Source organism: Paraburkholderia sp. Clong3, from assembly GCF_050436485.1.
Classification (GTDB): Bacteria; Pseudomonadota; Gammaproteobacteria; order Burkholderiales; family Burkholderiaceae; genus Paraburkholderia; species Paraburkholderia tuberum.
This window is the reverse complement of the sequence record NZ_JBNDMH010000002.1, coordinates 3129529-3153770: the sequence shown is the minus strand read 5'-3', so window position 1 is coordinate 3153770 and position 24242 is coordinate 3129529. Positions and strand designations below refer to the sequence as shown.

The window sequence follows — 24242 nt, the reverse complement described above, 5'->3', positions numbered from 1 at the left end:
GTGAAACGCGCACGGCAGCCCATGCGCGTTTCACGCTTACCCCTCGCGCCGCTCGGCGACGAGCGCGAGGCTGCGATAGACGAGCCACGGCCCGAGAATCTGCAGCACGAAAATCGAACACATAGCGATTGCGCGCAGCTGCGGATCGAAGTTCGGATACAGGTTGTACGTGTCGTCGACGAGCAGATACGCGAGCGCCGACATCGGTGACAAGGACAGGCCGAGCGCGATGCCCTGCTTCAAGTTCAGCCCGCTCGGCTTCGCGAACGCCAGCACGCCGACCAGCTTCGCGACGAGGCGAGCAACGATCAGACCCAGCGCGGCGACTCCGCCCAACGCGATGTGCTTCCATTCGAACGACGTCAGCGTCAGCACGAACAGGATCACCGTCAGCAGCCAGCCCGCGGTGCCGAAATGCTCTGGCCACAACTGCGGACGCACTTCGTGATTCTTCACGATGATGCCCGCGGCGAGCAGCGCGAGAATCGTCGACAGCTTGAACAGATGCGCGATCGCGATCGCGAGCAGCACGAGACCGAACAGCGCCACGAACGAATGCTCGTCCTGCATGTTCAGGCGCCGATAGAAGAACGTGCAGGTGCGCGCGAGCAGATACGCGAGCACGAGCGAGCCGACCAGCAGGTACAACGGCTGCAGGATGGTCGCGAACACGTTGCCGTAAACCTCCTGATGCAGCCAGCTCGACACGAGCTTTTCGATCACGACCGCGTACATGCTGTTCAGCGCGGTCAAGGTCAGAAGACGCTGCGTGACCTGGCCTTCCGCGCGTAGTTCGGTTTTGAGCTGGATCACCATCGCGGGCGATGTCGCCATCGCGATCGCGGCGAGTACGGTCGCGACCATCAGCGGCACGTGCAGAAACAGCAACACGGGCAGCACCAGCACGAAAGTCAGCGTGGCTTCGGCGACGCTCGACAGAATCAGCCACGGATTGCGGCGGATCCAGCGCAGATCGAGCCGGCTGCCGAGTTCGAACAGCAACAGGCCGAGCGCGACGTCGAGCAGCGGCCGCGCGGCGCTCGCAGAATCCGCATCGATCACGCCAAAGCCTGCCGCGCCGGCCACGAGTCCGATCACCGCATAGCCGGAAATGCGCGGTAAACGCCACGCGCGATAGCAAAGCTCGCCGCACAGACCGGCGGCAAGCAATGCAAGACCCGCCCAGAAAATGGCGTCGGGCGAAAGCGGCCACGCTGGCAAAAACGAAAACGCCGAATTCATCGTAATGGGTTCTCCTTGGCAGCAACGGCAGACGACACGAACCGGCGCACACGCACGCCGTCACGAGCGCACGGGGAGCGCACGTTGTCGCAAGCGCTTCGCGAAATCAGCGTTGCGAGGTTTCAATGATCGGATGATCGGCATGCGCCAGGGCCGCGAAGAACCGCACGGAGTCGGGCACATACACGGGATGCGGCAGTAGCAACAGGCACGCTGAAGGAACGCCGTCGACCGTGAATCAGATTCTGTTTGACCGGCACCGTTCCATTGCTGCGCGTGCCGTCATTGCTGTGGCACGACGCGGAAAAACGGGGATTGTGCCATAGCTTTTTCCGGGTTAACCGAAAAGACGTTAACTCGCAGGCAAAACGGTAAAAAAGAACGTTATTTTCCCAGCGAACGGAAAAAGCGACCTTTTTTCGAGGTATCGCATCAGTTTCGACCACGTCGCGAACGGCGAATCCGCTCTCGGGCGTTACCGTCGCGTCGGTGATTTCGATGCGCGGTTTTGTCGTTAACGCAGCGCGTCGAGCGATCCGGTTTACGCGAACTCGAACGAAACTCAGCTAGCCCGATAGGCGGGGCGTTAGCCCCCGTCTTTGCTGTTTACTGGTTTACCGTATGTATACGTAGTAACAGTTAACAAGCTGCCTCGGTTTCTGTGGATAACCTATGTTTACCGAAACAAATCATCGAGTTCCCGGCCGCATAACCGGATGCACAGCATGTGCGGCGGCTGCCGGTATACGCGAGCAACTTTTCGCACTTTTTCGCGATGTCCCAGTTACCCCGTTTACGTCCACAACGGTTCCACACGACTTGCGCCGGTTAACCGCGCGGTTATCCACAGGTCGCAGTGGACAAGCCGGAACCGGGTTTACAGGGCGGGCGGAGTTAACGTGCCGGGCGCAGAGATAACTTCGCAATGGTCGAAGCCGGCTAACCGATCGTTCCCTGTCGCAAGGACCGCAGCAGAAAGCGCGCAGGGTCGATGTCTTCGGCGAGATCGCGTTCGAGCGGCCACGGCTCGCCTTCGAGCTGCGAGGCGATCAGTTCAGCGCCGAGCGCGGCCCACACCAGCCCGCGAGAACCATAAGCGAATGCGCCGTACAGACCGTCGAGACGCGGCAGATCGAGCGGCCATGCGCCGCGCAGGCGGGCAGCATCGCGGGCGGCAGCGGCTTCGTCGGCGAGCTGGCCGATCATCGGCATGCGATCCGAGCTCACGCAGCGAAACGCAACGCGTCCGGCGAGCGAGGTCAGCGGCGCGGCATCGAGTGCGCTTGCGAACGACGGCAACATCTGCGCGACGCGCTCGATATTCTCGCGATGACCGTCCGTGCGCAGCGACCTGTCGGGGTCGTCGAGTTCATAGGTCGCGCCTGTCAGCGTGACATCGTTCGCGAGCGGCACGGCGTAGCCCTCGCCGATCACCGGCAGCGCAAGCGGCGCGACGGCACCCGCCGGCAGCAAGCTCAACTGACCACGAATGCTGCGTGTCGGCGCATGACGCAAGCCAGCGATGCGCGCAGCTTCATGCGCACCAGCGACGATCACGACCGGCGCTCGAGCGACTACCTTTCCCGCGATATCGAAGACGGTCCACTGATCGCCGGAACGTTCGAGCCGCGCGACGTCGACACCGAAGCGTCGTTCGAGCAAGCCGCCTGCCGATGCGAATTGCGCCGCGCACAGCGAAGCCGGATCGATCCAGCCGCCGCGCGGAAAGAACCAGCCGCCACGCGCGAGCGGCACGCCGGCGAGTCGCTCGGCATCGGACGCGCACACCGGCGTCACGTAGTCGGACGGATAGCGGAACGCGCCGATGGCCTCGCCGATTGCGCGCGCCTCGTCGTCGTCCGCGGCGATCTGCAGCAGACCGCGATCGCCGCGCGCGAGCCGATGCCCTGCACTTTCGAGCGCTGCCCAACGATTGAGCGCGTACAGAAAGCCCGCCCGCGTGACGCGCGACGCGACGCTGTCGTCGCGCGAAATCATTGGGTGAAATACGCCGGCTGGATTGCCAGACGCATCTTGTGCAACCGACGCATGCCGTTCGAGCGAAGTCACGCGCCAGCCGCGCGCCGCAAGCCGCTCGATCACCGCGCAGCCGGCCAGTCCCGCACCGATCACGACCGCGTGTCGTTCGTCGTGCCAGAACGGCGCGGGCGGCTCATAACGGCGCACACGCCAGCGCGGCGCGAAGCGGCCGACCAGCATCGCGCGTTTCCAGCCGAAGCCGTCGACCTTGCGATACTCGAAGCCGCATTGCGTCAATGCGCGTTTGACGTCGCCCGCGCTGCTATAGGTGGAGAAGGTCGCGTCATCGCCCGCGACGCGCGCGAGCGCCTTGAAGATCGTCGGGCTCCACAGCTCTGGATTTTTCGCGGGCGCAAAGCCATCCAGATAGAACGCATCGGCACGCAGCCGCAAGGTGGGCAGGCTGTCGAGCGCATCGGCGAAGATCAACGTCAGCACGACGCGGCCGCCTTCGAATTCGAGCCGGTGCGTGCCGGGCACGAGCATCGGCCAAGCGTTCGCGAGCGTGTTCGCGAGCCCGGCGATCAGCGGATCGGAGATCGTCGTTGCGTGAACGCGGCGCAGATCGGCGGCGCTAAACGGATGCTTCTCGGTCGACACGAAATGCAGCCGCTCGCAGCGAGCCGGATCGGCGCGCCATGCGGCCCACGTGACGAGAAAGTTGATGCCGATGCCAAAGCCGGTTTCGAGCACGGTGAACGTACGGCGGCTCTGCCATCTTTCGGGCAATTCGTTGCCGCGCAGAAAGACGTAGTGAGCCTGCTCGAGCGCGCCGACGGCGCTGTGATAGATGTCGTCGTAGTGTGGTGAAAAGGGGCTGCCGTTGTCGCGGAAAGCGAGGACGGCGGGGATCAGCGGATCGGTCATGCGCGACGGGAAAACACGCTCAAAAGGTCGCTCGAAAGAGCGGGTTCGATGGTTCGAGCCGGCGCGCGCTGCGCGCGAGTCGCCGTAAAAGACCCATCAGGACGCATTTAGACGCTTTGCTGCGTTGGCAAAAACCAACGCTAACCCCCGCCAGGACTGGGTTCCAGCCCTCGTTTAGGGGGTGCTGAGGGGCAAAATTTCGATTTCCTTGCAAGAACGGTCCGAAAACCGTGCAATTCCTCGAAACCCTTATCCTGATTGGGTTTGCGCTGCGCTATCATAGCAAGCGCCGCGAAGGGAGCGGCAGCACGGCCGCCGAACAGGGTTTTGTCCGGCGCGGGAGATCGTCAGGATCAGGGCCGCAGCTGCTCGACGGCGCGGTCGCGCTGTTCGTATCAACCTAAACTCAGAAAGGAACCTTAATGAACAAACAGGAACTGATCGACGCTGTCGCAGGACAGACGGGCGCCAGCAAGGCTCAAACCGGTGAAACGCTGGACACGTTGCTTGAAGTGATCAAGAAGTCTGTGTCGAAGGGTGAGGCGGTCCAGTTGATTGGCTTCGGTAGCTTTGGTTCGGGCAAGCGCGCAGCGCGTACGGGTCGTAATCCGAAGACCGGCGAAACTATCAAGATCCCGGCTGCCAAGACCGTCAAATTCACGGCAGGCAAGGCGTTCAAGGACTCGGTCAACAAGCGCTAGGCAGATTCCTGCCGGGCAGTTGACACCCGCGAGAAAAACCCGCCAGTGGCGGGTTTTTTTTCGTCCATGCATATGGTTCAAGCGCGGGACGTGCTTCGTTCAGTCATGACGATGCGCGTTCTCGCCGTGGTCATGTCCGCCATGTTCTCAGTCGTCGCCGTGCCCGTGATGATGATGGCCGCGATCATCATCATGATCGTGGTCGTCGAACTCCCACGCCGGGAACGGATCAGGGAACTGCTGCCAGGCTTGCGGCCCGAGCGCGTATTCGTCGTCGGTGAGCAGACAGGCGTCGAACTTCGCGCGCCACATGGCGGGGTCGATATCCACGCCGATCAGCACGAACTCCTGACGACGATCGCCGATGCTGGTATCGTCCGGCGCGCCGTACCAGTCGGCGGCGATTTCGGCGGCCAGCTCGTCGTCGCCTGCCGGCCATTCGCTGCGATCCTGCGCAGCCCACCACATGCCCGCCGGACCGTGCCGGCAAGCGCCACCGGCCTGCGATAGCGAACCGCCGATATCGTTGCGCGTCGCGAGCCAGAAGAATCCCTTGCTACGCAGTACGCCCTTCCACTCCAGATGCAGCAGCTCCCACAGCCGCTGCGGATGAAACGGCCGGCGTGCGCGATAGACGAAATGGCCGACGCCGTATTCGTCGGCTTCGCTGCGATGCATGTGGCCGTGTTGACCGCCGTGCTCGTGCTCGAGTGCCGCGAGCCAGCCCGGCGCATTCGACGCTTCGTCGAAATCGAAGCGTCCGGTGTTCACGATCTGGTCGAGCGGCACGTCGGCGAAGCGGCTCACGAGCTGCACCGCGCGCGGGTTCAGGCGTGCGAGGATGCGCTGCAAACGCGCGAGCTCGCCGGCGCTGACGAGATCGATCTTGTTCACGACGAGCACGTCACAAAACTCGATCTGCTCGATCAGCAATTCGACGATCGTACGGTCGTCGTCTTCGTCGACCGTGATGCCGCGTTCGGCGAGCGCATCGGCCGACGCGTAATCGCGCAGGAAGTTGAACGCATCGACGATCGTGACCATCGTATCGAGCCGCGCGACGTCGCCGAGCGACGCGCCTTCGTGGCCCTCGAATGTAATGGTTTCGGCACTCGACATCGGCTCGGCGATGCCGCTCGATTCGATCACGAGCGCGTCGAAGCGATTTTCGCCGGTGAGGCGACGGATTTCGTTTTGCAGCTCGCCGCGCAGCGTGCAGCAGATACAGCCGTTCTCAAGTTCAACGACCTGCTCGTCGACGTTCGACAGGTCGGCCGCCTGGCGCACGAGCGTCGGGTCGATATTGACCGCGGCGAGATCGTCGACGATCGCGGCGACGCGCAAACCGGCGCGATTCGCGAGGATGTGATTCAGGAGCGTGGTCTTGCCGGCGCCCAGAAAACCGGAGAGCACGGTGATGGGCAATAGCGGCTGGTTCATCGCGGTACGGAATACGGGAGGATTGAAAGGCGTGTCGGGAGCGGGGCCAAATGGTCGGCGTCGCTGCGACGGCGCGACAGCAGCATGAAGCCGCATTGTGCATTAAAACGGGCGCAGCCTGCGCAAGCGACAGCGCTGGACAAGCCTACTGCGCGGGCATCAACTTCCACCTGCGCAGAATCGCGGCGATCTGTTGCGAGTATTTGTCCCGCAAGGCCGGCGTCTCAGAGTGGTATGCTCCGACCGCCTGCCAGGTATTGCCGTACTTGTTCATCTGGCGGCGCAGATGCCACGCCGCGATATAAACGTTCTTGCACGGCTCCATCAGCGTGCCCTGCGAGATCCCGTACTGGGCGAGCACCGGCAGATGCACCGAATTGATCTGCATCACACCGTAGTCGGTCGAGCCGTTCGCGTTCTTGTGCTGCGCATCCGGCCGGTTGTGCGACTCCTGCCACGCGATAGCCCGTAAAATCAATGGGTTGACCTTCTGATACTTCGCCGCTTCGTCGAAGCAGTCGGCGCGCGCGGAGCCGGCTGCGACGAGCAGTGCGAGCGTGGCGGCGACGGTGACGAGCGGACTTTTCATCGGTCAACAGGACTGGATAAACCCGAGGTAAGAATCGGTAAGGCAGTTTGCCGGCCGCATTTCGGCCGCAACGGCAAGCTGGCCGGGCATTTGTCGAGCATCGGGGAAAACCCGCGTCAGCAAACACATAGCAGTGAGTCGAACGGCTCGTATCATACCGGCAGTCCGACCTTCGTCAAGTTGGCTAACCGACATAAGACCGTACAAAGCCGGGTAATGGCGTCCAGGTACGGTGCCGGTCAGCTTTCAATTTAATGACCACCCTGCGATTCCGTAAGGATTCGCATGAGGCCCCTTGTTTTGTTTCAAATCCGACATGAAAAGCTGTTACTGTTCGTTTTTTTCGGACGTCGGGACGCTGGAGCTCGAAGCGAAACTCGCTTTTGGGGCCGGCTCACAGACCGACCGGGCGGTAGCTTGCTGCCAGGTCCGCATCGCATGACCGTCGGTGGCAGAGGCTGCCGGCATCGATATCACATTCCATGAGAAGAAATTGTATGGCTTTGCGTCGCGTGGCAACGGCGCTGCTGGTGGCTGGACTGATCACCGCGCAGACGGCACAGGCAGAGGTGACACTCAACTTCGTCAACGCTGACATCGACCAGGTCGCCAAGGCGATCGGCGCGGCGACCGGCAAGACGATCATCGTCGATCCGCGGGTGAAGGGGCAACTGAACCTCGTGTCCGAAAACGCGGTACCCGAGGATCAGGCGCTCAAAACCCTGGAGTCCGCGCTGCGCATGCAGGGCTTCGCGCTCGTGCAGGATCACGGCGTGCTGAAAGTGGTGCCCGAGGCCGACGCCAAGCTGCAAGGCGTGCCGACCTACGTCGGCAACGCGCCGACGGCGCGCGGCGACCAGGTCGTCACGCAGGTCTTCACGCTGAGGAACGAATCGGCCAACAACCTGCTGCCGGTACTGCGTCCGCTGATTTCGCCGAACAACACCGTCGCGGCCTACCCCGCCAACAATACGATCGTCGTCACCGACTACGCCGACAACGTGCGGCGCATCGCGCAGATCATCGCGGGCATCGATAACGCGGCAGGCCAGTCGGTGGCGGTCGTGCCGCTGAAGAATGCGAATGCGATCGACATCGCGCAGCAGATGAACAAGATGCTCGATCCGGGCTCGATAGGCAGTACGGACGCGACGCTGAAGGTGTCGATCGCAGCGGATCCGCGCACCAACTCGCTACTGATGCGCGCGTCGAACACCGCACGTCTCGCGGCGGCAAAGGAGCTCGCGAAACAGCTCGACGTGCCGACCACGATGCCGGGCAACATTCACGTCGTGCCGCTGCGCAACGCGGACGCGACCAAGCTCGCGCGCACGCTGCGCAACATGCTCGGCAAGGGCGGCGGCGAAGGCTCGTCGGGCGGCTCGAACGAGGCGAACTCGTTCAACCAGAACAGCAGTGGTGGTGGCGGCGGCGGTCTGTCGAACGCCAGCAATTCGACGGGCACGTCGGGCACGCCACCGTTGCCGTCAGGCGGACTCGGCGGCAGCTCGATGAACTCGCCGTTGGGCGGCGGCGCCTCGGGCTCGAATAGCAATAGTGGCGGCTTTCTCGGCGGAGAGAAGGAGAAGAGCGAAGACCAGGGCGGCGGCATGATCACGGCCGATCCCGCAACCAACTCGCTAATCATCACGGCGCCCGAAGCGACGTACCGCAACTTGCGCGCGGTGATCGACCAGCTCGATGCACGTCGCGCGCAGGTGTATATCGAGGCGCTGATCGTCGAGCTGAACTCGAATACAAGCGGCAACCTCGGGATTCAGTGGCAGGTCGCGAACGGTAACTTGTATGCCGGTACCAACCTGTCGACTGGCTCGGGCAACAGCATCGTCAACCTGACGGCGGCCGCGGCCGCTGCCGGCTCGACCGGCGGTCTCGCTACGGCACTGGGCGCCTCGAACTTGCAACAGGGCCTGAACGTTGGCTGGATCCACAACATTTTCGGCGTGCAGGGTCTCGGCGCGCTGCTGCAGGCGCTGTCGCAGACCGCCGACGCGAACGTGCTGTCCACGCCGAACCTGATCACGCTCGACAACGAAGAAGCGAAGATTATCGTCGGTACCAACGTGCCGATCCAGACCGGTTCGTACTCGAACCTGACGAGCGGCACGACGAGCGCGGCGTTCAACACGTACGACCGTGTCGACGTCGGTCTGACGCTACACGTGAAGCCGCAGATTACCGACGGCGGCATCCTGAAGCTGCAGCTCTACACCGAAGATTCGGCGATCGTGAACGGTACGAACAACGCGGCGACGAACCCGGCGGGCCCGGAATTCACGAAGCGTTCGATCCAGTCGACCGTACTGTGCGATAACGGCGAGATCATCGTGCTCGGCGGCCTGATGCAGGATAACTACCAGGTCAGCAACAGCAAGGTGCCGCTGCTCGGCGACATTCCGTGGCTGGGCCAGCTGTTCCGCTCCGAGCAGAAGGACCGCAACAAGACTAACCTGATGGTATTCCTGCGCCCGGTCATTCTCGCCGATCGCGACACCACCCAGGCCGTCACGGCGAACCGCTACGACTACGTCCAGGGTGTGCAGGGTGCGTACCGTTCGGACAACAACATCATGAAGGATCGCGACGATCCGGTCGTGCCGCCGATGCCGCTCGGCCCGAGCCAGGGCGGTGTGCCGGCGCTGAACCTGTTCGATCTGAACCAGATGCGCCGCCAGCAGATGATGCCGCAGCAGGCACCGCAACAGGTGCCTCAACAGGTACCGCCGCAGGCCGTGCCGCAAGCCAACGCGCAGCCCACCACGCAACCTGTGCCGCAAACGATGCCGCAAACCGTGCCGCAACCGGCGGTCGTCGATCCGGCCAGCGGCGTGGTGCCGAGTACGGTATCGCCGGGAGCTCGTCCGTGACGCAGACGCCCGCGCAAACCGCGCCATCGCAAGGTCTGTTGAACGGCGCCGCCGCCGGCGAGCGCGCGGCGCCCTCGCCGCTCGCCGCCCGGCTCGTGCCGTACGGTTTCGCGCGCAGCGGCCAGGTCCTGGTCGCGCATCAGTATGCCGATAGCCTCGAAGTCTGGATCAGCGAGCGCACGAGCGAAGCCGCGCTTGCCGAAATCGCGCGCAACTACGGCACGGTATCGGTGGTGCGCGTGCCCGCCGACGATCTCGCGCAGGCGATCAACCAGGCCTATGCGCGCCAGGACGGCAGCGCCGCGCAGGTGGTCGGTGAAGTGGAAGGCGAAGTCGATCTGTCGCGTCTGATGCAGGACATTCCCGAGGTCGAGGATCTGCTCGAATCGGAAGACGACGCGCCGATCATCCGCATGATCAACGCGCTGCTCACGCAAGCCGCGCGCGAACAAGCATCGGATATTCATATCGAGCCGTTCGAGAATGCGTCCGTGGTGCGCTTTCGCGTCGACGGCACGCTGCGCGACGTGGTGCGGCCGAAAAAAGCGCTGCACGGCGCGCTGATCTCGCGGATCAAGATCATGGCGCAGCTCGACATCGCGGAGAAACGTCTGCCGCAGGACGGCCGCATTACGCTGCGCGTCGGCGGTCGTCCGGTCGACGTGCGCGTATCGACGCTGCCGACCGGCCACGGCGAGCGCGCGGTGCTGCGGCTGCTCGAAAAAGACGCGGCGCGACTGAATCTCGAAGCGCTGGGCATGGCATCCGACACGCTCGGCAAGTTCGACAAGCTGATCGGCAAGCCGCACGGCATCGTGCTCGTGACGGGCCCGACCGGCTCCGGCAAGACCACGACGCTGTATGCGTCGATGTCGCGACTGGAGACGGCGACCACCAACATCATGACGGTGGAAGACCCGATCGAATACGACCTGTCCGGCATCGGCCAGACCCAGGTCAACGAGCGGATCGGCATGAGCTTTGCGCGCGCGTTGCGCTCGATTCTGCGTCAGGATCCGGACATCATCATGATCGGTGAAATCCGCGACCTCGAAACCGCGCAGATCGCGGTGCAGGCCTCGCTGACCGGCCACCTGGTGCTCGCGACGCTGCACACGAACGACGCGGCATCCGCGGTCACGCGTCTGACCGACATGGGCGTCGAGCCGTATCTGCTCGCCTCGTCGCTGCTCGGCGTGCTCGCGCAGCGGCTCGTGCGGCGGCTGTGCCCGGTGTGCCGCGAAGAGCGCACCGAGGAAGACGGCAGCAAGCGCTGGCATCCGGTCGGCTGCGACCGTTGTGGCCAATCCGGTTACGCGGGACGGCGCGGCGTCTACGAGCTGCTGCTGATCGATGAGACGATCCGTTCGCTGATCCACCGCAACGCGGCGGACGCCGAAATTCTCGAAGCGGGCCGCGCGCACGGCATGCGCACGCTGCGCGAGGATTCGGAGCGCTGGCTCGCATCGGGACTGACGTCGCTCGAAGAAGTGATTCGCGTGACGGGCGGAGCATAAGCGCATGCCGGCATTCCGTTTCGAAGCGATCGACGCGGCGGGCAAGGCACAAAAGGGCGTGCTCGACGCCGACAGTGCGCGCGGCGCGCGGACCAACCTGCGCTCGCAGGGACTCACTCCGCTCGTCGTCGAACCGGCGGCGTCGCGCACCCGCGGCGAGCGCAATCAGCGGCTCGCGCTCGGGCGTCGTCTGTCGCAGCGCGAGCAGGCCATTCTGACGCGGCAGCTCGCGAGTCTGCTGATCGCGGGTCTGCCGCTCGACGAAGCGCTCGCGGTGCTCACCGAGCAGTCGGAGCGCGACTACATCCGCGAGCTGATGGCGGCGATTCGCGCCGAAGTGCTCGGCGGTCATTCGCTCGCGAATGCGCTGCAGCAGCATCCGAAGGACTTCCCCGAGATCTACCGGGCGCTCGTCGCGGCCGGCGAACACACGGGCAAGCTCGGCCTGGTGCTGTCGCGGCTCGCCGACTACATCGAGCAGCGCAATGCACTGAAGCAGAAGATCGTGCTGGCGTTCACGTATCCGACGATCGTCACGATCATCGCGTTCGGCATCGTCACGTTCCTGCTCAGCTATGTGGTGCCGCAGGTCGTCAACGTGTTCGCGAGCACCAAGCAGCAACTGCCGTTCCTGACGATCGTGATGATGGCGCTGTCCGGCTTCGTGCGGCACTGGTGGTGGGCGATGCTGATCGGCGCGATCGTGGTCGTCTATCTGGTGCGCGCGACCCTCAGGCAACCGGGCCCACGGCTCGCCTTCGACCGCTGGCTGCTGACCGCGCCGCTGATCGGCAAGCTAGTGCGCGGCTATAACACGGTCCGCTTCGCCAGCACGCTCGGCATTCTGACCGCGGCGGGCGTGCCGATTCTGCGCGCGCTGCAAGCCGCGGCCGAAACGCTCAGCAACAATGCGATGCGCGAGAACATCGACGACGCGATCGTGCGAGTGCGCGAAGGTACGTCGCTGTCGCGCGCGCTCGGCAACACGAAGACGTTTCCGCCGGTGCTCGTGCACCTGATCCGCTCGGGCGAAGCGACCGGCGACGTGACGACGATGCTCGATCGCGCGGCCGATGGCGAAGCGCGCGAGCTGGAGCGTCGCACGATGTTCCTGACGAGCCTGCTGGAGCCGCTGCTGATCCTGGCGATGGGGGGCGTGGTGCTGGTGATCGTGCTCGCGGTGATGCTGCCGATCATCGAACTGAACAACCTCGTGCAGTAGTAGTCGTCGTAGCGCGAGGAAGGAAGAGAAAGGATTTGCGCGGCATGCGGTATCAGCCGCGCAACCGCTTCGGGTTTCAGCGCACGTAAATGGTGGGACCGCTGGAGTAGGCGGGGAGGAAGATTTCCGAGTGGGCGCCATTGCGGTCGATGATGATCGAGCGGGCGCGGACTTCGGAGAGCCTGGTGCCTTGCATCAGCGTGCTGCCGAGCGACACCGCGCGCGGCGGCTCGCCACCGACGCTGACGATCGCCGCGGCGCCTTCGCTCAACGCGAGGATGCCGAAGAGATGGATGTCCTGATTGACGTTGCGCGTGAGCTGTCCGCCGAACAGCGTCGCGGCCTGATCGGTCGAGACCTGCGCATGCGCCGCCGCAGCCGGCAACGGCGCGCCGGACAACGTGATGAGCGTGATGACCCAGTAGGTCAGCGTCGCGCAGAAAGCGGCGAACAGCGCGAGCGACAGGAGGCGGATTTGGATGGCGTTCATGCGCACATTGTACGGACTATTGTGAAAATTGCGGTGGGTTGAAACCCTTCAACTGCATGACATTAAAATGACGGCCCGGCGTGTTCAATCTGATAAGCCGGGCCGAAAATTTCACCTGAAAAGAGGTAGCAACCTATGCAACTGTCGACCATTCGCCGCGCTGACAACGCGGGTTCGCGCGGCCGTCGTCAACGCGGTTTCACGCTGATCGAAATCATGGTCGTGATCGCCATTCTTGGCATTCTCGCCGCGCTGATCGTGCCGAAGATCATGAGCCGTCCGGACGAAGCGCGGCGCGTTGCCGCGAAGCAGGACATTGGCACCGTGATGCAGGCGTTGAAGCTCTATCGCCTCGACAACGGCCGCTATCCGACCCAGGAGCAAGGCCTGCACGCACTGATCGAAAAGCCGTCCACCGACCCGGTGCCGAACAACTGGAAGGACGGCGGCTATCTCGAGCGTCTGCCGAACGATCCGTGGGGCAATGCGTACCAGTACCTGAATCCCGGCGTGCACGGCGAGGTCGATGTGTTCAGCTACGGCGCCGATGGCAAACCGGGCGGCGAAGGCAACGACGCCGACGTCGGGTCCTGGCAATGAACAGGCTGAACCTGGCATCCCGCCAGACTCGATGATGTTCATGCACGCGCCCTCCTTGCCGCTGGTTCGGCCGCTTGTTTCGCCAGGCGCCCTGCCCGCCACGCCGTTATGTTCGCGGCGCGTGCAAGCGTGCGTGCTTCACCGATGCATTGCTGTATGAATTTCCGTTGATCGTCGATGGCCGGCACTATGCGCACGTCCGCTTGCAAGTCCCGTGTGGACACTCCGTGTACGGCTTCGCGGCCGCGCTCCCGCCTGCGCCGCCGCCGCGCGGCAGGCTTCACGCTGCTCGAAATGATGGTCGTGCTCGTGATCGCGGGCCTGCTCGTGTCGCTGACCGCGGTCACGATGACCCGCAATCCGCGCACCGATCTGAACGAGGAAGCGCAGCGTCTCGCGCTGCTGTTCGAATCGGCTGGCGATGAAGCGCAGGTGCGCGCGCGGCCGATCGCGTGGCAGCCGTTCGAGGGCGGCTTCCGTTTCGATCAACGCACCCAGGACGGCTGGCGTCCGCTGCGCGACGATCTGCTCGGACCGCGTCAGTGGGAAGGCGGCGTGACCAGTGTCGCGATCAGTTACCCGGGCTCGGATTCGCACGCCGATCGCATCGTGTTCGGTACCGAGGCGATCGACGTGCCGGTGCAGGTCACGCTGTTTTCGGCGGCCGGCCAGGCGACCATCGTCGGTACCGGCAATGGCCGCTACGAGGTGCGCTGAGATGCGGATGCTTCGCTATGGCAGGTCGGTCCGTGCCCCTTCCCTCTTCATGATGCGCGATGTCGGGTGCCGCGAGGAGCGTGGCTTCACGATGATCGAGGTGCTGGTCGCGCTCGCCATCATCGCGATCGCGCTTGCCGCGTCGCTGCGCGCGGTCGGCAGTCTCGCGAGCGGCGAAGCCGATCTGCACCGGCGTCTGCTCGCCGGCTGGAGCGCGGACAACGCGCTCGCGGACCTTCATCTGAAGCATGCATGGCCCAACATCGGCTCAACGAGCTTCGATTGCTCGCAAGGCAATCTGCAACTGCGCTGTACCGAGCATGTGACGGCGACGCCGAATCCGGTGTTTCGCCGTGTCGAAGTGATGGTGACGATGCCTGGGCAGTCCGGCAATCTCGCGCAGATGGTCACGGTGGTCGCGAATGAAAACAACCGCTCGCTGTGAGCGCCGCCGCCGTTATGGCGCGCGCGGCTTCACGCTGATCGAACTGCTGGTCGCGATCGCGATCCTCGCGGTGATCGCCGTGCTGTCATGGCGCGGGCTCGATCAGATCATCCGCGGCCGCACGACGATCACGAACGCGATGGAAGACGAACGCGTGTTCGCGCAGCTGTTCGACCAGATGCGCATCGACGCACGCCAGGCCGCCAGCGACGACGAATCCGGCCAGGCCGCGGTCTCGGTGTCCGGCAACGCGCTGCAGATCGTGCGGCACATGGTGCTGCCGGCCACCGCGCCGCGTCTGCAGGTGGTGCGCTATCAGATCTCGAACGGCCGCGTGGTGCGCTACGCGTCGCCGCCGCTCGGCAACGTCGGCGAATTGCGGCGCGCGTTGCACGGCAGGGACGAAGGCTGGAGCGCGGTGCCGCTGATGGGTGGCGTCGGCTCGATCTCGGCGCGCATGTACGTGCCGAAGCTCGGCTGGACCATACGGATGAACGACGTACAGACCGCGCTGACCGAAGCCGTCAACAACCTGAAGGTGCCGCAGCTCGGCAACGCGCCGATGCCGCGCTCGGTGACGGGGCTCGAGGTCAGCATCGGCGCAACATCGCTCGCGCGGCCGGTCACGCGCGTTTTTCTGGTCGGAGAATGACATGACGTTCTCCTCGTCGTCGAAAAAGTCGGCATCCGGTTCGCGCGTGGCCGGCGCGCGCGAGCGCGGCGTGGCCATCATCAGCGCGCTGCTCGTGGTCGCGCTGTCGGCGATCCTCGTGTCCGGCATGTTGTGGCGCCAGCAGGTACAAATCCGGCGCATCGAGAATCAGCGGCTGTTGTCGCAGGCGCAATGGGTCGCGCGCGGCGCGCTCGACTGGACCCGGCTGATTCTGCGCTCCGAAGGCGATACGTCGGCTGGCATCACGTATCTGGGCGGCTTGTGGGGCGTGCCGATCGCGAAAACCCGGCTGTCGGATTTTCTCGGCCAGATTGGCGAGGTACGCGCTGAGCAAGGCGCGGCCACCTACCTGTCGGGATCGATCGAGGACGCGCAGTCCCGATTCAATCTGCGCAATCTGGTCGCAAGTCCGGCGCCCGGCGTGACGCAAATCAGCGCCGAGCAGATGGCCGCGTATCAGCGCCTGCTGGTGTCGCTCGGCCTGAGCGGGCAGCTCGCCAAAGTGACCGCGCTGCACGTGCGCGCGGGGCTGTCGCAATCGGCGACGCGCTTTCAGACCGGCACGTCGATCAGCAGCACGCCGCAGGTGGGTGGCGGCGGCGGTATGACGGGCGGCAACTTCACGAACCAGCCCGGCATCGAGGACGGCGACGACAACGTGGCGGTCGCGCCGCTGCTGATGACGAGCGTCGATTCGCTGCTCGACATTCCGGGCTACACGCCGGAGATCGTCGCGAAGCTGCGGCCGTTCGTCACCGTGCTGCCTACGACCACCGCGATCAACATGAACACCGCGTCGGCCGAAGTGATCGCGGCGATGGTGCCGGGCATGACCGTGTCGCAGGCGCAAGCACTCGTCGCGCGGCGCCAGACCGTGTTTTTCCGCAACGTCGGCGACGTGCAGCTCGCGCTGACCGCCGCCGGTGTGCAATCGGTGTCGATCGATCCGAATGAGTTCGACGTCAATTCGAGCTACTTTTTAGTCCACGGCAGTGTGCAGCACGAGCGCGCCGAAGTGGATCGCACGACGCTCGTCTATCGCGATCCGCTAACTCACACCACGCGTATCGTGCGGGTACAAGACCAACTATGAACAACGCAATCCACAGAGAGAGTGGCCTTTGAGCACGCTGATCGTCCTATTGCCACCGCGTGATCCGGCGGTGCCCTCGCAGGAATGGCAACTGCCCGAGCTGCCGTTCGTGCTGCTCGACAAGACGGGGCGCACGCAGCGCGCCGGCCGCTCGGCCCTCGCGCTGCTGCCGCGCGCCGGCACGACGGTGCTGATGCTCGCCGCGCGCGACCTGCTGCTGATGCCCGCGACGCTGCCGCCGCTGCGTGGCCCGAAGCTGCGCCAGGCGCTGCCCAATATCGTCGAGGATCAACTGATCCAGGACCCGCAGACCTGCCACATCGCGGTCGATCCGCAGGGGCTTGGTGAAGGTCGGCACCTGCTCGCGATCATTGATCGCGGCTGGTTCCGTTTCATCTGTGAGGCGTTCACGGCGGCCGGTCATCGCAGTCTGCGCGCGGTGCCGGTCACGCGTTGCCTGCCGCTGGCGCCGGTGACCGAAGTTGCCGCGAACGTCGATGAAACAGCCGAAGTGCGCGAGCCGACGATGGCCGGCGCGGCGAGCGTCGCGACGTCGCTACCGGGCATCGCACCGGTGGTCGCGCCCGAAGCGCCGTCCATCGTGCCGATGGTGGCCGCGGTGCTCGGTGCGGTCGTGCAGACCGCACCCGCGCTGCTCGTCGAAGGCGCGCTCGACAGCGGCGTGCCGCGCGTCGAACTGGCGATTGCACGCGGTGTCCAGGGCGAGGGTTTCGCGGCGCCGGCCGATGCGGTGAACGCGACGCTGTCCGCGCTAGCGGGTGCGGCGTCGGTGTCGCTGTACATGCTGACCGAGGTGCCCGGCAACGAGCCGAACCAATCCACGACGAGTCCCGCGCGGCTCGCCTCGCATATTCACGGCGCGAGTCCGCTGCCGTTCGAGCAGCTCGCGCGACGCGCGCTCGAATGCCGCTTCGACCTGTGCCAGTTCGAATTCGCGTCGCAGCCGTGGCGCCTCGATCGCGCGACGCTGCGGCGTCTGCGTCTGCCGATCGTGCTCGCGCTCGCCGCGCTCGTCGTCGCGATCATCGGCGCGAACGTGCAGTGGCTGATGCTTGCGCGTCAGCGTGACGCGATCAACACGCAGATGACGGAGCTGCTGCTCAATACGTTCCCGAAGACGACCGTCGTACTCGACGCGCCCGATCAGATGGCGCGTCAGGTGCAACAGCTGCGCGTGGCGGCGGGCGAGCTGTCGCCGGAGGATTTCCTGTCGCTCGCCGACGGCCTCGCGCGCTCGCTGTCGCCGCTGCCGGTCAACGGCATTGCCGCGCTCGACTATCACGAGCACCGCCTCGACGTGACCTTCAAACCCGCGGTCAAGGTCGACCCCGACTTCGCCAAGCGCCTCGCGCGCAACGGCCTTACCGGCGCGATCGACAGCAGTACCGGCAAGTGGACCATCAGGAACGGACAATGAAAGCTGAACTCGCTCAAACATGGGCTGGCTTCTGGGACCAGCGCACCGATCGCGAAAAGGCGCTGCTGACGTGGGGCGGCTCCGCGCTCGCCGTGGCGATTGCATGGTCGGTGCTGTGGGCGCCCGCGCAGGAAGGCCGCGCGCACCTGCGTGAATCGCTGCCCAGCCTGCAGCGGCAGCTTGCGCAGATGACCGCGCAGTCGAACGAGGCGCGCTCGCTGTCGGCGGCCGCGCAAGGTGTCGCGCCGACCGGCGCGGCGCTGAAGGACGCGCTTTCCGCATCGCTCGGCGAACATGGCCTCGCCGCGACGCAGGTGCAGTTCGTTGGCAACGCGGTGCAGGTGCAAATGAAAAACGTGGCGTTTCCAGCCTGGACCGCGTGGGTCGATGACGTGCGCAAGCAGTTCAAGGTGCAGGTCTCCGAGGCGCACATCACCGCGTTGAAAGACGACGGCCAGGTCGATCTGACGGTCGCGCTGCAACCGTCGACCGCGAAATAACAACGCGCCGCTCGCTACAGGATCTCGCATGAATTACTGGATGTGGCGCCTGCGTCCGGCGCTGCCGTGGCTGGTGGTCGCCGTTTTGTCGGTGGCGGCCGTGACGCTCGCGTTACTGCCGGCCGCCTGGATTACGCCGCAGTTCGCGCGGCAAACGCACGGGCACGTCAATCTCGTCGACGCCGAGGGCTCGCTGTGGCATGGCTCGGCGACCCTGATGCTGGCCGCCGGCGCCGATATGAGCGCGGCGACGCTGCTGCCTGGTCGGATCGAATGGCGCACGGCGTTCTGGCCGCTTTTCACCGGACGCGTGCGCATGGTCATGCGCCATAGCGAGGCGATGCCCGACCCGGTCACGGTCGAAGCGACGCCGCGCGGCGCAACCGTCACGCCCGGCGCGCTCGCGGTGCCGGCGTCGCTGCTCGCGGGGCTTGGCGCGCCATTCAACACCCTCGATCTGCAGGGCAACGTGCAGCTGTCGTGGTCCGAGTGGCGCAGTTTCAACGGCGAAGCGTTCGGCCAGCTGACGATGATGCTCGACGACGTCAGCTCCCGGGTGTCGCTCGTGAAGCCGCTCGGGTCGTACCGGGTCAGGTTTCAGGCGCAGGGCACGTCGTCGGCGCTCGATCTGAGCACGATCAAGGGTCCGTTGACGCTGACCGGCAGCGGCACGGTGTCGGCCGCATCGACGTCGTTTCATGGCACGGCGAGCGCCGCGCCGGAACAGCACGATAACCTCGCCGGCCTGCTGAATCTGCTTGGCCGGCCTAGCGGGCCGGATACGGTGGCGCTGACGTTCGTGCGCTGAGTTGGGGCTGACGTGCGCTGATGTGTGCCGAGGCGCGTGTTTCGCGCGCGTGGCGCGATGAAAAAAGAGGCATGGCCGCGAGTTGCGACCATGCCTCTTCTGTTTTGTGGCATTGCTGCGCGGCGAGCGCAGCGGACATTATTTGCTCTGCACCCGCGCTTGCGGCGCGTCTGTGCCCGACGCGGTGCTCTGTGCGATGGACGGCGCGCCGACTGACGTGGCCGCAGCCGTCGGCGCCGATGCCGGCAGCGGCGCGGGCGCCGCGACATCGCCGGTCTCGCGATTCATCTGCGACGCGTCCCAGCCGCCGCCGAGCGCCTTCACGAGCCCCACCGACGACACCATCCGCTGCCCGGCGATATTCTCGAGCTTCTGTTCGGCCGTGAAAGCCGTGGTCTGCGCGGTCAGCACATTGACGAAGCCGACCGTACCCGCCTTGTACTCGTTCGTCACGATGGCGAGCGCCTGGCGCGCCGAGTCGACCGCCTGCCGCTGCACGACGATTTCCTGTTCGAGGATGCGCAGCGACGCGAGGTTGTCCTCGACGTCCTGGAACGCGGCGAGCACCGTCTGCCGATAGGTCGCGACATCCGCGTCATAGGTGGCACGCGCGGCCTCGGTTTGCGCTTTGCGCAGGCCGGCGTCGAAGATCGTCCCGGCCAGTTGCGGGCCGAGCGTCCAGAAGCGCGACGGCAACGTCAACAATTGCGAGAACACCGAGTTCTCGAAGCCGCCGGTCGCCGACAGCGTCAGCGACGGGAAGAAGGCGGCGATCGCCACGCCGATCTGCTCGTTCGCCGCCGCGGCCTTGCGTTCCGCCGATGCGATATCCGGCCTGCGTTCGAGCAGCGCGGAGGGCATCTGCGCACGCACGGCGGGCGGCGTCGCGGTGAGCGGCATCGGCGGCAGGGAGAACATCGACGCGGGCACGCCGACCAGCACCGCGATCGCGTGCTCGTCCTGCGCGCGCTGGATGCCGTTGTCGATCGCGGCGGCCTGCGCCGATTGCAGCTGCGTTTGCGCCTGGATCACGTCCGAGCGCGCGGCGACGCCGGCCGCGTACTGATTCTGCGTGAGTTGCAGCGAGCGCTGATAGGCGATCACGGTGTCGTCGAGCAGCTTCTGAGTGGAGTCGAGCGCGCGCAGCAGGAAGTAGGTCTGCGCGAGCGTGGCCTGGGCGGACAGGCGCGCGTTCGCGAGGTCGGCGGCCGCGCCCTGCTGGCCGGCTTTCTGCGCGTTGACCGAGCGCGTGACCGAGCCCCACAGGTCGGGCTCCCAGCTCGCCGTCATCTGCACGTTGAAGCTGTTGGTGATGCCCTCGCGACTGGTCGCCGTAGTCGCATTGCCACCGGTTTGCGTGCCGTTGCCCGAGCGCGTCGCGCCCGCCGACGCACCGATCGTCGGGAAGTACGCTGCCCGCGCTTCGCCGACGAGCGCGCGCGCCTGCCGGTAGCTCGCGGCGAATTGCGCGATGGTCTGGTTCGCGGTGTTGAGCTTGGCTTCGAGTTCGTTGAGCTTCGGGTCTTCGTAGATCGCCCACCAGTCGCCGCGGTCGTGTTGATCGGCGGGTTCGGCGACTTTCCAGCCGGGCGCGGCTTCCTTGAACGACGCGGGGATCTCGGTGGCCGGCCGCTGATAGTTCGGACCGACCGCGCAGGCGGCCAGGAGCGTCGCGCAGGCCGCGCTCACGGCAAGGGACAGGACGCGCGGCGCAAGCGGCCGCGACATTCGATCAGACTGCATGCAATGAATTCCTTCTGGACGCCGCAATGCGGCCGGGAATGGCGCCACCGGCCGGGCGAGATCGTGGTCTGCCGGAATGTTAGCGTATGAGCCCGCGCGAGCGCGGGAAACTGAAAGCCGAAAGGTTAATGCGAGGCGGTGCGCAGGTGTGTTACTTGCGGTGACGCGCTGGTTACGCGTTGTTACCGGCGGCGCGAGGGGCTGCGGGTTCGCGGTGGTTCAGATGGCTAGACGAAGCGAAACTGTGTGCCGAAAAGCGCGCTGCGAATCGGTGCACCTTCAGAGCCGCGATTCCGTGGATTGGGTCTGCTGGCGTTGACGCTGACACGCGAGCTTGCCAGCCGAGGCCCGGCACGACGCACCGCCAGGCGCGAGGCAAGCGTTACCGCTGTTGGCCGTCGCGGGGACGACGTTTCCCGCCTTTATCACGAAGCTTTCCTTCGACAGCACGATCTCGCTGGATTCCGCGCCCACAACGCTGCCTTTCCTCGCCCGCTTCGTCGCCCTTCGATGCTCGGCCCACGCGAGCAACGCGACACCCACCGACCCACCCGGCAGCACGAACAGTCCCGCAAACAGCGCGAGCTTCCACCAGCGGTGTCGGCCCTGGAAGGTATGGAGTGCGGAATCGGTCAGTGAGCGGCTGAGGCCGCCAAGCGTGTTTTTGAGGTACAGCATCGGGGAAATCCTTTGGCGCGCGTCGCGAGGCGGGCGGCGTGCGGTCGATCGGTCAGAACATGGTCTCGAATGGCGCAGGACGCGCGAAACTCATTGCTTGTCATAATATTGACTATGCAATCAAATTTCAAGATACTGTGCGGCGCAATTGATTCGACTGTTGTATTTCGGTTGGCCCCGTTGCGCACCGCAAAATGCGATTTGACTTGTCTGCTTAGGCAGCTAAACTTCGTCTTGCCTGGATGTTGCGGATACCCCATGACTGATGGCCCCTACAAAGCGGACGAGGTCGAGCTCACGAGCAGTCTCGGCTACTACCTGACGAAAGCGCGCAACGTGCTGGTCGAGCGCACGGACCGTGCGGTCAAGCCGCTCGGGCTCACCGCGCAGCAGATCGGCGTGATTCTGATGCTGTCGTCGCGGCGCGCGAGCACGCCATTCGAGCTGTCGCGCGCGATGTCGTACGACAGCGGCTCGATGACGCGTCTGCTCGACCGGCTGGAAAAGAAGGGCTTCGTCGTGCGCACCCGCAGCAGCGACGACCGACGTATGGTGAAACTCGAGCTGACGCAGCAGGGCCACGAGGCCGCGCGCCAGTTGCCGAACCTCGGCGCAACTGTGCTGAACGACCAGTTGCGCGGCTTTACCGCCGAGGAGCACGCGACGCTGATTCACCTGCTCGCCCGTTTCATCGCAAACGGTCCCGAGGGAGACGCCGACGTGGGTTGCGGACCGGCGCCACCGCCGGACGAGCCGCCGGGATGAGCCGAAGCATGCGTCAAACAACGGTCGTCGTCGGATGGCGGCGGCGCGTCATCACGAAGTACTAGCAGGACAATCACGAGGCGCTTTTCCAAGGCGTCATTGTCATCAGATATCTGTCTGGGCAGAGGGTGATGCGGCATGCAAGCATGGTATCTGAAACACGCGATAAGGCTGCCGCGACAAGCTTTCGCCGCCTGAGGAGAACAAACCTATGGATGCCACGGCTTCCAACGCCACGCTGCCCGCAGCAGAACTCGCCCCGCTCCAGGGCGGCACGCTCGCGCTGCTGACCGTCGGCCTTGCGCTCGGCACCTTCATGGAGGTGCTCGACACCTCGATCGCGAACGTCGCGGTGCCGACCATTTCCGGCAGCCTCGGCGTCGCCGCAAGCCAGGGCACCTGGGTGATCTCGTCGTACTCGGTCGCCTCGGCGATCGCCGTGCCGCTGACCGGCTGGCTCGCGCGACGCGTCGGCGAGGTACGACTCTTCACGCTGTCCGTGCTGCTGTTCACGATCGCGTCGGCGGCCTGCGGTTTCGCGCACAACTTCGAATCGCTGATCGCCTTCCGGCTCGTGCAAGGGCTCGTGTCCGGGCCGATGGTGCCGCTGTCGCAGACGATCCTGATGCGCTCCTACCCGCCCGCCAAACGTGGACTCGCGCTCGGCTTATGGGCGATGACCGTGATCTGCGCGCCGATCTTCGGCCCGGTGTTGGGTGGCTACATCACCGATAACTTCACGTGGCCGTGGATCTTCTACATCAACGTGCCGATCGGCCTGTTCTCGGCGTTCTGCGCGTATCTGCTGCTGCGTGGCCGCGAGACGCAGACGACGCGCCAGCGCATCGACGCGGTGGGCCTCGTGCTGCTCGTGACCGGCGTGTCGTGTCTGCAGATGATGCTCGACCTCGGCAAGGACCGCGACTGGTTCAACTCGACGTTCATCGTGGCGCTCGCCGTGATCGCGCTCGTGTCGATCGCGTTCCTGCTCGTGTGGGAGTTGACCGAGAAGGAGCCGATCGTCGACCTGTCGCTGTTCAAGGATCGCAACTTCGCGCTCGGCGTCGTGATCGTCTCGTTCGGCTTCATGGCGTTCTTCGGCTCGGTGGTGATCTTCCCGCTATGGCTGCAAACGGTGATGGGCTATACGGCCGGCCTCGCGGGTCTCGCCACGGCACCGGTCGGATTGCTCGCGCTGTTTCTGTCGCCGATGATCGGCAAGAACATGCATCGGCTCAATCTGCGCATGGTCGCGAGCTTCGCGTTCATCGTGTTCGCGATCGTATCGTTCTGGAACTCGACGTTCACGCTCGACGTGCCGTTCGGCCACGTGATCCTGCCGCGGCTCGTGCAGGGGATCGGCGTCGCCTGCTTCTTCGTGCCGATGACGACGATCACGCTGTCGAGCGTGTCCGACGAGCGTCTTGCAAGCGCGTCGGGTTTGTCGAACTTTTTCCGCACGTTGTCGGGCGCGATCGGCACCGCGATCAGCACGACGTTCTGGGAAAACGACACGATCTATCACCACGCGATGCTTGCAGATACGGTCAGCACGTATTCGGCGAACACCAACGCCTATACGAATGCGCTGGCCGGCGCCGGGCTCTCCGGCGACAGCCTGACCGCGCAGCTGAACCAGGTGGTGACGAGTCAGGCGTACATGATGGCCACCAACGACTTCTTCCGCATCTCGGGCGCGGCGTTTATCGTGCTGGCGGTGCTCGTGTGGATCACGAAGCCGCGCAAAGGCACCGGACCTTCATTAGGACACTGAAGCAAACGCGCG

The 24242-nt window shown here is 65.0% G+C and carries 22 protein-coding genes; 15 read left to right on the top strand and 7 right to left on the bottom strand.

The genetic code is table 11. The features are described 5' to 3' along the window. Positions 1-36 precede the first annotated feature (36 nt). Complete coding sequence (locus OKW30_RS18635; RefSeq protein WP_090802344.1) at positions 37-1242, bottom strand: cation:proton antiporter; 1206 nt, start codon at positions 1240-1242, stop codon at positions 37-39. A 939-nt stretch (positions 1243-2181) separates the two neighbouring features. Then, positions 2182-4149 carry a bifunctional tRNA (5-methylaminomethyl-2-thiouridine)(34)-methyltransferase MnmD/FAD-dependent 5-carboxymethylaminomethyl-2-thiouridine(34) oxidoreductase MnmC gene (gene mnmC, locus OKW30_RS18630; protein ID WP_429347340.1) on the bottom strand — a complete coding sequence of 656 codons (1968 nt, stop codon included), beginning with the start codon at positions 4147-4149 and terminating at the stop codon, positions 2182-2184. A gap of 230 nt (positions 4150-4379) precedes the next feature. Here mnmC and OKW30_RS18625 point away from each other — a divergent pair, with 230 nt between their 5' ends. Then, positions 4380-4553 carry a hypothetical protein gene (locus OKW30_RS18625; protein ID WP_429347339.1) on the top strand — a complete coding sequence of 58 codons (174 nt, stop codon included), beginning with the start codon at positions 4380-4382 and terminating at the stop codon, positions 4551-4553. 18 nt (positions 4554-4571) lie between these two features. After that, a complete protein-coding gene (locus OKW30_RS18620; protein WP_018418891.1) occupies positions 4572-4850 on the top strand; it encodes an HU family DNA-binding protein in 279 nt (92 codons plus the stop codon). 147 nt (positions 4851-4997) lie between these two features. Here the strand turns inward: OKW30_RS18620 and OKW30_RS18615 are convergent, their stop codons facing one another. Together OKW30_RS18615 and OKW30_RS18610 are read right to left on the bottom strand one after the other, a co-directional pair. Continuing rightward, positions 4998-6290, bottom strand: a complete 1293-nt coding sequence (locus OKW30_RS18615; RefSeq protein ID WP_429347338.1) for a GTP-binding protein — start codon at positions 6288-6290, stop codon at positions 4998-5000. A 145-nt stretch (positions 6291-6435) separates the two neighbouring features. Then, a complete protein-coding gene (locus OKW30_RS18610; RefSeq protein ID WP_090802338.1) occupies positions 6436-6879 on the bottom strand; it encodes a lytic transglycosylase domain-containing protein in 444 nt (147 codons plus the stop codon). Between the two features lie 497 nt (positions 6880-7376). Between OKW30_RS18610 and gspD the strand changes: the two genes are divergently transcribed. The 3 genes from gspD to gspF are packed head-to-tail and all read left to right on the top strand — an operon-like array spanning position 7377 to position 12506. Beyond that, a complete protein-coding gene (gene gspD, locus OKW30_RS18605) occupies positions 7377-9767 on the top strand; it encodes a type II secretion system secretin GspD (protein WP_429347337.1) in 2391 nt (796 codons plus the stop codon). Then, the gene (gene gspE / locus OKW30_RS18600; RefSeq protein WP_429347336.1) at positions 9764-11284 is read left to right on the top strand and encodes a type II secretion system ATPase GspE; all 1521 of its coding nucleotides are present in this window, start codon (positions 9764-9766) and stop codon (positions 11282-11284) included. Before gspD ends, gspE begins: the two co-directional genes overlap by 4 nt. A gap of 4 nt (positions 11285-11288) precedes the next feature. Continuing rightward, on the top strand, positions 11289-12506 hold the full coding sequence (gspF, locus tag OKW30_RS18595) for a type II secretion system inner membrane protein GspF (RefSeq protein WP_184036826.1): 1218 nt from the start codon (positions 11289-11291) through the stop codon (positions 12504-12506). Positions 12507-12582: 76 nt separating this feature from the next. On the opposite strand, the gene OKW30_RS18590 is transcribed toward gspF, so the two are convergent. Then, positions 12583-12996: a type II secretion system protein N gene (locus OKW30_RS18590; RefSeq protein ID WP_429347335.1), complete on the bottom strand. Its 414-nt coding sequence runs from the start codon at positions 12994-12996 to the stop codon at positions 12583-12585. A gap of 135 nt (positions 12997-13131) precedes the next feature. Between OKW30_RS18590 and gspG the strand changes: the two genes are divergently transcribed. From gspG to OKW30_RS18550, 8 genes are all read left to right on the top strand, one after another. Further along, positions 13132-13596: a type II secretion system major pseudopilin GspG gene (gspG, locus tag OKW30_RS18585; protein WP_184069894.1), complete on the top strand. Its 465-nt coding sequence runs from the start codon at positions 13132-13134 to the stop codon at positions 13594-13596. 189 nt (positions 13597-13785) lie between these two features. Beyond that, positions 13786-14313: a GspH/FimT family pseudopilin gene (locus OKW30_RS18580; RefSeq protein WP_409259081.1), complete on the top strand. Its 528-nt coding sequence runs from the start codon at positions 13786-13788 to the stop codon at positions 14311-14313. Between the two features lie 52 nt (positions 14314-14365). Further along, complete coding sequence (gene gspI, locus OKW30_RS18575; RefSeq protein WP_184069951.1) at positions 14366-14758, top strand: type II secretion system minor pseudopilin GspI; 393 nt, start codon at positions 14366-14368, stop codon at positions 14756-14758. Then, positions 14736-15410: a PulJ/GspJ family protein gene (locus tag OKW30_RS18570; RefSeq protein ID WP_429347334.1), complete on the top strand. Its 675-nt coding sequence runs from the start codon at positions 14736-14738 to the stop codon at positions 15408-15410. The genes gspI and OKW30_RS18570 overlap by 23 nt, the downstream gene beginning before the upstream one ends. Position 15411: 1 nt before the next feature. Continuing rightward, the gene (gene gspK, locus OKW30_RS18565; RefSeq protein ID WP_429347333.1) at positions 15412-16524 is read left to right on the top strand and encodes a type II secretion system minor pseudopilin GspK; all 1113 of its coding nucleotides are present in this window, start codon (positions 15412-15414) and stop codon (positions 16522-16524) included. Positions 16525-16552: 28 nt separating this feature from the next. Then, entirely contained in the window at positions 16553-17962 is a 1410-nt protein-coding gene (gene gspL, locus OKW30_RS18560) for a type II secretion system protein GspL (protein WP_184069900.1), read from the top strand. Beyond that, positions 17959-18462, top strand: coding sequence for a type II secretion system protein M (locus tag OKW30_RS18555; protein ID WP_184069902.1), 504 nt, complete (start codon positions 17959-17961; stop codon positions 18460-18462). The genes gspL and OKW30_RS18555 overlap by 4 nt, the downstream gene beginning before the upstream one ends. Before the next feature lie 28 nt (positions 18463-18490). Beyond that, on the top strand, positions 18491-19270 hold the full coding sequence (locus tag OKW30_RS18550; RefSeq protein ID WP_184069904.1) for a type II secretion system protein N: 780 nt from the start codon (positions 18491-18493) through the stop codon (positions 19268-19270). A gap of 138 nt (positions 19271-19408) precedes the next feature. On the opposite strand, the gene OKW30_RS18545 is transcribed toward OKW30_RS18550, so the two are convergent. Both OKW30_RS18545 and OKW30_RS18540 read right to left on the bottom strand, forming a co-directional pair. Beyond that, complete coding sequence (locus OKW30_RS18545; RefSeq protein WP_429347332.1) at positions 19409-21013, bottom strand: efflux transporter outer membrane subunit; 1605 nt, start codon at positions 21011-21013, stop codon at positions 19409-19411. Between the two features lie 279 nt (positions 21014-21292). Continuing rightward, positions 21293-21691: a hypothetical protein gene (locus tag OKW30_RS18540; RefSeq protein ID WP_429347331.1), complete on the bottom strand. Its 399-nt coding sequence runs from the start codon at positions 21689-21691 to the stop codon at positions 21293-21295. 258 nt (positions 21692-21949) lie between these two features. On the opposite strand from OKW30_RS18540, the gene OKW30_RS18535 reads away from it, so the two are divergent. Together OKW30_RS18535 and OKW30_RS18530 are read left to right on the top strand one after the other, a co-directional pair. Next, complete coding sequence (locus OKW30_RS18535; RefSeq protein ID WP_018418907.1) at positions 21950-22456, top strand: MarR family winged helix-turn-helix transcriptional regulator; 507 nt, start codon at positions 21950-21952, stop codon at positions 22454-22456. A 211-nt stretch (positions 22457-22667) separates the two neighbouring features. After that, positions 22668-24230: a DHA2 family efflux MFS transporter permease subunit gene (locus OKW30_RS18530; protein ID WP_429347330.1), complete on the top strand. Its 1563-nt coding sequence runs from the start codon at positions 22668-22670 to the stop codon at positions 24228-24230. The last annotated feature ends 12 nt before the right edge of the window (positions 24231-24242 follow it).

What these genes read in the sequence shown, in the direction of transcription:
- OKW30_RS18635 (WP_090802344.1), bottom strand. Translation starts at nt 1,242, where the DNA reads ATGAATTCGGCGTTTTCGTTTTTGCCAGCGTGGCCGCTTTCGCCCGAC.
- OKW30_RS18570 (WP_429347334.1), top strand. Translation starts at nt 14,736, where the DNA reads ATGAAAACAACCGCTCGCTGTGAGCGCCGCCGCCGTTATGGCGCGCGC.
- OKW30_RS18530 (WP_429347330.1), top strand. Translation starts at nt 22,668, where the DNA reads ATGGATGCCACGGCTTCCAACGCCACGCTGCCCGCAGCAGAACTCGCC.
- gspF (WP_184036826.1), top strand. Translation starts at nt 11,289, where the DNA reads ATGCCGGCATTCCGTTTCGAAGCGATCGACGCGGCGGGCAAGGCACAA.
- OKW30_RS18540 (WP_429347331.1), bottom strand. Translation starts at nt 21,691, where the DNA reads ATGCTGTACCTCAAAAACACGCTTGGCGGCCTCAGCCGCTCACTGACC.
- OKW30_RS18620 (WP_018418891.1), top strand. Translation starts at nt 4,572, where the DNA reads ATGAACAAACAGGAACTGATCGACGCTGTCGCAGGACAGACGGGCGCC.
- OKW30_RS18610 (WP_090802338.1), bottom strand. Translation starts at nt 6,879, where the DNA reads ATGAAAAGTCCGCTCGTCACCGTCGCCGCCACGCTCGCACTGCTCGTC.
- OKW30_RS18550 (WP_184069904.1), top strand. Translation starts at nt 18,491, where the DNA reads ATGAATTACTGGATGTGGCGCCTGCGTCCGGCGCTGCCGTGGCTGGTG.
- gspG (WP_184069894.1), top strand. Translation starts at nt 13,132, where the DNA reads ATGCAACTGTCGACCATTCGCCGCGCTGACAACGCGGGTTCGCGCGGC.
- gspI (WP_184069951.1), top strand. Translation starts at nt 14,366, where the DNA reads ATGCGCGATGTCGGGTGCCGCGAGGAGCGTGGCTTCACGATGATCGAG.
- OKW30_RS18545 (WP_429347332.1), bottom strand. Translation starts at nt 21,013, where the DNA reads ATGCAGTCTGATCGAATGTCGCGGCCGCTTGCGCCGCGCGTCCTGTCC.
- OKW30_RS18615 (WP_429347338.1), bottom strand. Translation starts at nt 6,290, where the DNA reads ATGAACCAGCCGCTATTGCCCATCACCGTGCTCTCCGGTTTTCTGGGC.
- OKW30_RS18580 (WP_409259081.1), top strand. Translation starts at nt 13,786, where the DNA reads ATGCGCACGTCCGCTTGCAAGTCCCGTGTGGACACTCCGTGTACGGCT.
- OKW30_RS18535 (WP_018418907.1), top strand. Translation starts at nt 21,950, where the DNA reads ATGACTGATGGCCCCTACAAAGCGGACGAGGTCGAGCTCACGAGCAGT.
- gspK (WP_429347333.1), top strand. Translation starts at nt 15,412, where the DNA reads ATGACGTTCTCCTCGTCGTCGAAAAAGTCGGCATCCGGTTCGCGCGTG.
- OKW30_RS18555 (WP_184069902.1), top strand. Translation starts at nt 17,959, where the DNA reads ATGAAAGCTGAACTCGCTCAAACATGGGCTGGCTTCTGGGACCAGCGC.
- mnmC (WP_429347340.1), bottom strand. Translation starts at nt 4,149, where the DNA reads ATGACCGATCCGCTGATCCCCGCCGTCCTCGCTTTCCGCGACAACGGC.
- gspD (WP_429347337.1), top strand. Translation starts at nt 7,377, where the DNA reads ATGGCTTTGCGTCGCGTGGCAACGGCGCTGCTGGTGGCTGGACTGATC.
- OKW30_RS18590 (WP_429347335.1), bottom strand. Translation starts at nt 12,996, where the DNA reads ATGAACGCCATCCAAATCCGCCTCCTGTCGCTCGCGCTGTTCGCCGCT.